Annotated in this window: 6 protein-coding genes; all 6 read right to left on the bottom strand. The window is 69.3% G+C overall.

Annotation, left to right across the window (positions count from 1 at the left end; translation table 11 throughout):
* Positions 1-811 (bottom strand): beta-ketoacyl-ACP synthase (locus AC2W7M_RS19150; protein ID WP_486134104.1); only part of this gene is annotated, 811 nt, incomplete at its 3' end.
* A complete protein-coding gene (locus tag AC2W7M_RS19145; RefSeq protein WP_121624115.1) occupies positions 804-1,277 on the bottom strand; it encodes a 3-hydroxyacyl-ACP dehydratase FabZ family protein in 474 nt (157 codons plus the stop codon). The genes AC2W7M_RS19150 and AC2W7M_RS19145, both read right to left, overlap by 8 nt.
* 15 nt (positions 1,278-1,292) lie before the next feature.
* A complete protein-coding gene (locus tag AC2W7M_RS19140; protein WP_121624114.1) occupies positions 1,293-1,574 on the bottom strand; it encodes an acyl carrier protein in 282 nt (93 codons plus the stop codon).
* A gap of 194 nt (positions 1,575-1,768) precedes the next feature.
* Positions 1,769-3,367, bottom strand: coding sequence for an acyl-CoA dehydrogenase family protein (locus AC2W7M_RS19135; RefSeq protein ID WP_486134102.1), 1,599 nt, complete (start codon positions 3,365-3,367; stop codon positions 1,769-1,771).
* Between the two features lie 271 nt (positions 3,368-3,638).
* On the bottom strand, positions 3,639-4,535 hold the full coding sequence (gene ypfJ / locus AC2W7M_RS19130; protein ID WP_486134100.1) for a KPN_02809 family neutral zinc metallopeptidase: 897 nt from the start codon (positions 4,533-4,535) through the stop codon (positions 3,639-3,641).
* Between the two features lie 274 nt (positions 4,536-4,809).
* Positions 4,810-5,040, bottom strand: a complete 231-nt coding sequence (gene rpsU / locus AC2W7M_RS19125) for a 30S ribosomal protein S21 (protein ID WP_394018569.1) — start codon at positions 5,038-5,040, stop codon at positions 4,810-4,812.
* Positions 5,041-5,375 lie beyond the last annotated feature (335 nt).

The raw sequence follows: 5,375 nt of genomic DNA, 5'->3' as shown, positions 1-5,375 counted from the left end.
CGGACCACACGCCCGAAAGCCGGGCGACGGGCACGGCGCCGCGCGCCTTGGCGTGGTCCGCCGATTCGAGCACCAGGAACGCGCCCATGGAGCCGGAGGGGATGCCCGGCGCGTCCGCCGAGAACACCGGCCGGAACGCGCCCTTCATGCAGAAATCGTCGAGCACGTTGAGCAGCAGCGTGTCCTCGCGCTCGGCATTGTAGGCGCCGCCCACGAGGCCGATCTCGCTCTGCCCCGAGGCGATGCGCGAGAAGGCGACGCGCACCGCGTCCACGCCCGAGCTTTCCTCGCCCATGAAGGTGCGCGAGGAGCCGGTGACGCCGTGCACGATGGAAATGTTGCCGGCGAGCAGGTTGGAGAGCTGCGCCAGCGACAGCGTCGGCCGCAGGTCCGACAGCAGGCGCTCGTTCAGCAGCCGGCCGGGATCGTTGGAGCTGGCGAGGTCGCTGAGGATGGAGGCATCCACCGTGGCGTCGCGCTCGCCGCCGCCGGCCGCCACCACCATGTCGGTCTTCGACAGGATGTCCGGGTTCTTGGCGATGCCCGCCGAGTCCAGGGCGAGCCCGGCGGCATAGGTTCCGATGCGCTGCCACGGCTCCATCTGCCGCTGGTCGCCCTTCTTGGGGATCTGGCGGTCATAGTCGAGCTTGACGATGGGATGCACCACATAGGGCGCGAACGTCTGCGCGTCGGTGACGGGAGCGGCGCCGCCCATCAGGGCGTTCCAGTGCGCCTCAGGCCCCTCGCCGAGCGAGGAGACGAGGCCGATGCCGGTGATCCAGACATCGCGCCGGGAGGCGGTCTCAGGCATCGGCATAATCCGCCAGCGGGAAGCTCACATGCTCGGCCACCTTGAGCACCACCGCCTTCATCTTGCCCTCGGGCCAGGGCAGGACGCGGAAGGAGAGGTCGGCCGAGCAGATCTGCTTGCCGTCGAGCTTGGCCTCGGTCTTGGCCACCACATAGCCCGAACCCTCGTGCTCGATCCGCGAATAAAGGTCGAGATTGGCGCCGGGCAGCACGAAGGTGCGCAGCTTGGCCTCCTTCACGGAGGCGAGGAACGGCATACGCTCGAAGCGGTTGCGCGCCAGCACCAGCCAGCCGGTGGTCTGGGCCATGGCCTCGATCAGCAGCACGCCGGGCATGATGGGATGGCCCGGGAAATGCCCCTCGAAGATGGAGCTTTCCTGCGGCACGAGGCCCTGGCAATGAATGGTATCGAGCGAGGGGTCGATGGTGACGACCCGGTCGATCATCTTGAAGACTTCAGGGCGCATGGTCCCCGTCCGGCCTCAGGCCGACTTCGCAGCGACCAGCTCGTCGATGCGCGCGCAGAGGTTCTTGAGCACGAAATACTGCTCGGTGGTGGCCTTGCCGTCGTTGACCTCCTGGGTCCACTGCTCCAGCGGCAGCTTGATGCCGAAGGCCTTGTCGATGGCGAAGGCGATATCCAGGAAGTCCAGGCTGTCGATGCCCAGATCGTCGATGGCGTGGCTTTCCGGCGTGATCGTGTCACGCGGAATGTCGCAGGTCTCCGCGATGATGTTGGCCACCGTGTCGAACGTCGAAGACATGGACTAACGCCTCTCGTGTGCTCGGCCGCTTCTGGGCGCGACCGGCTCGCGCGGATTTGCGAGGGCTGCGGCCATGGCCGAGGGTTCGGCCTGATGGCCCCTTCGGATGAGTTGATGGCCCCTATAGCGAACGCCGCCGTAGGTTTCAATGGCCGGCCGCGCGGGCGGGCCTCAGGCGTCGAGCGCACGCTCGATCAATTGGCCGGCGCAGGGACCGACATCGTTGGTGCCGTAGGGTCCGCGCGGACGGCGAGACGCGTGGCCACGAAGGCCTCCGTGACGTCGGCCGGCGCCGCATCGCTCATCGCTGCCGCGGCGGCGAGATGATAGAGCCGATGGGCCGCCCGCCGCGCCTGCGGCTCGCCGTCTGGTCCGGCGAGCATGGCCGCCACGTCGCTGGCGGCCGCGCGCGCCTCCGGAATGCCGGCGGCATCCCGAACCAGCCCCTCCAGCACCAAAGCGAGCGCGTCGGGCTCCTGCCGCGCCGCGCGCACCAGATCGAGCGCCGTGACCGTGCCGGCGCCCTCCCAGATGGCGTTGACCGGCGCCTCCCGGTAGAGGCGCGGCATGGCGCAATCCTCCACGTAGCCGTTGCCGCCCAGCACCTCCATGGCCTCGAAGATGAAGCAGGGTGCGGCCTGGCACACGGCAAATTTCAGCGTCGGGGTGAGGATGCGCGCCCGCGCCGCCTCCTCCGGCCGCGTCTCGGCGTGATCGAAGCTGCGCGCCAGGCGCAGCACCGCGGAAGTCGAGGCCTCCGCGTCCAGCGCCAGATCGGCGAGCAGGCCGGCCATGGCCGGCTGATCCGCGAGCCGGCGCTGGAACACCATGCGGTGCCGCGCATGGTGCACGGCGAAGGTCAGCGCCATGCGCATGAGGCCGGCGGAGGAGACCGCGCAGTCGAGCCGCGTGAGCTGCACCATCTCGATGATGGTGCGCACGCCGCGTCCTTCTTCCCCGACACGCCAGGCGAAGGCGCGGTCGAACTCCACTTCGGCGGAGGCGTTGGAGCGGTTACCCAGCTTCTTCTTCAGCCGCAGGAGCTTCAGGTCATTCACCGAACCGTCGGGCCGAAAGCGCGGCAGCAGGAAGCAGGTCAGCCCGTGGCCGGCCTGGGCCAGCACCAGGAAGGCGTCGCTCATGGGCGCCGAGAAGAACCATTTGTGGCCCGTGATCTCGTATTCGTCGCCGCCGATCTGCTTGGCGCTGGTCAGGTTGGCGCGCACATCGGTTCCGCCCTGGCGCTCCGTCATGCCCATGCCCAAGGTGACGCCGGCCTTCTCCCAGAACGGCAGAAAGCGCCCGTCATAGGTGCGCGAGCGGATGCGCGGCAGCCAGTCGCGCAGCAGATTGGGGGCGGCGGCGAGGGCGGCGGGGGCGGCATGGGTCATGGTGAGCGGGCACACATGGCCCGCCTCGACCTGGGTGGTGATGTAGAGTTGCGCCGCCCTGCGGGCGTGGGAACTGCGGCCGGCCACGTCCCAGCCGGCGCAGTGCAGGCCCCCGGAATAGCTCTGCGCCATCAGCGCGTGATAGGCGGGGTGGAACTCGACGATGTCGCAGCGCCGGCCCTGGGGATCATGGCTGTGCAGTTCGGGCAGGTGCTCGTTGGCGAGCCGCCCGAGCGCGAACTGGTCGGCCGCCCCCCATTCCGCACCGAAGGCGGAGAGGGCCTCGAGCGCACCATCGGCGGCGGCGCTGTCCATCAGCGGCCGGTCGAGGGTCGCCAGATTGATGTCGCCGATCGCCGGCGACTGGTTGAACGTCTCCTCCACGTTCCGAAGCGCGAGCATGGCACGTCCTCGTGGCCGCGCTCTGTCCGGCGCGATTCTGGGGCAAGGCGACCATTGGCTGCAGGCTCGCTTGGCGCCGAGCGCAGATGCATGACCGATCGCGCCATAGTCGTGCGGACAATTCCGCAAAAATGCAAGTACCTCCGGCGGCAGCGCTGGGTTGCACGGCACCCGTTCCCAAAGGCCGAGGGTGCGCCGGCCTTGGCGCCGGCGCGGGCATGCCGCACCGGGGTCCGCCCGGTGCGGCCAATGTTTGGGCAGACCGCTCAGCTCAGATGGGGCCCTGAAAGGTATTGCATTGCTGCATGTTGCCCGTCTTCAAGCCGCGTGTGAACCAGTTCACCCGCTGCTGCGAACTGCCGTGGGTGAAGCTGTCCGGCACCGCGAACCCCTGGGACTGTTTCTGGAGCCGATCATCGCCGATGGCGCTGGCGGCCCCCAGCGCCTCCTCCACGTCACCCGGCTCCAGGATGCGGAAACGGGCGTTGGCGTGATAGGCCCACACGCCGGCGAGGCAGTCGGCCATCAGCTCCACCCGCACCGAGAGCGCGTTCGCCTCGGCGCGCGAGGAGGCGCGGGCCTGCGCCTGCTGCACCTTGGGCAGGATGCCGATCAGGTTCTGCACGTGGTGGCCGACCTCGTGGGCGATCACATAGGCGGCGGCGAAGTCGCCGGGCGCGTTGAACTTGCGCTTCATCTCGTTGAAGAAGGAGAGGTCGAGATAGACCTTCTGGTCGATCGGGCAATAGAACGGCCCCATGGCCGACTGGGCGCCGCCGCAGGCCGAGCGCGTGGCGCCCGAGAACAGCACCAGCTTCGGATCCTGATAGGTCTTGCCGTCGGCGCGGAAGATCTCCGACCACACATCCTCGGTCTGCGCGAGCACGGCCGAGGCGAAGCGCCCCATCTCGTCGGTGGGCTTGCTCGGCTGGCTCTGACGCGACGGCGGCGCGCTCTGCTGCTGCTGGCTCCCGCCGAGGCCGTTCAGCGCCTCGAGGCCGCCGAGCAGCACCACCGGGTTGATGCCGAGCGCCCAGCCGATCAGGCCGACGACGATGATGGTGCCGATACCGAGGCCGCCCCGACCGCCCGGCATCTGGAAGCCGCCGCCCCCGCCGCCGCGCCGGTCCTCCACATTGTCGCTGGAGCGGAAATCGTCCCACCGCATGCCACGTCTCCTGCGCGCGTCCGCCGGGCCGAACCGGCGCGCGTCGGCGCAAGCATGCACAGCTTGATGGCGAAATCCACGCCCTTCGCGGCCCCGCGCGGCGTCCGCGCGCGGGATCGGCGCCGGTCGGTGGCGGGGTGCGGCGCCAACCAAAAGGCCCGCAACGAAAAGGCCCGCGCAAGCGGGCCTCGTCCGAAATTCTCACGCTCTCAGTCTGCATCCGGCACGCGCACGCCCCTGGGGCGGCATGCCGGCAAACGCGATCCGCCGCCGATCAGCGGGTGGGGCGCGGCTTGGACGGGATGAGGCCCTCGCGCTGGGCGCGCTTGCGGGCGAGCTTGCGGGCGCGGCGGACCGCCTCCGCCGCCTCGCGGGCGCGCTTCTCGGACGGCTTCTCGTAGTGGCCACGCAGCTTCATCTCGCGGAAGATCCCCTCGCGCTGCATCTTCTTCTTGAGCGCCTTGAGGGCCTGATCGACATTGTTGTCGCGGACGAGAACTTGCACGTGTTTGCCTCTTCGAGCTGTTGCGCCGAGCCGTGAGCTGACCTGATATGAAACGATCCGGCGGAGACAGGACGACCGCGAGGCCACGCGCATCTCATCCGGAAGAGCCGCTCTCTTATCAGACGGCGGAGCCAATGTCCACACGCCGCTTCCACACCAAAAGGCGCGGAAGCCGTTGTGCCGGCTCACTTCCCTCGGACGCCGCTCAGGCGGGGTCCTTGACGGCGTAGCGCGGCGCTCCGAGGGCGGCGGGCGCCGCGGCGAACGGCTGGGGCTGCGGGTTCAGGCGGGCTTGGGCGATGAACACGGGCACCGGCGCGGGAGCCGGGACCAGC

Source organism: Xanthobacter sp. BG11Y11_SDJG (genome assembly GCF_057364445.1).
This window is presented reverse-complemented; position numbering and strand designations above follow the sequence as displayed.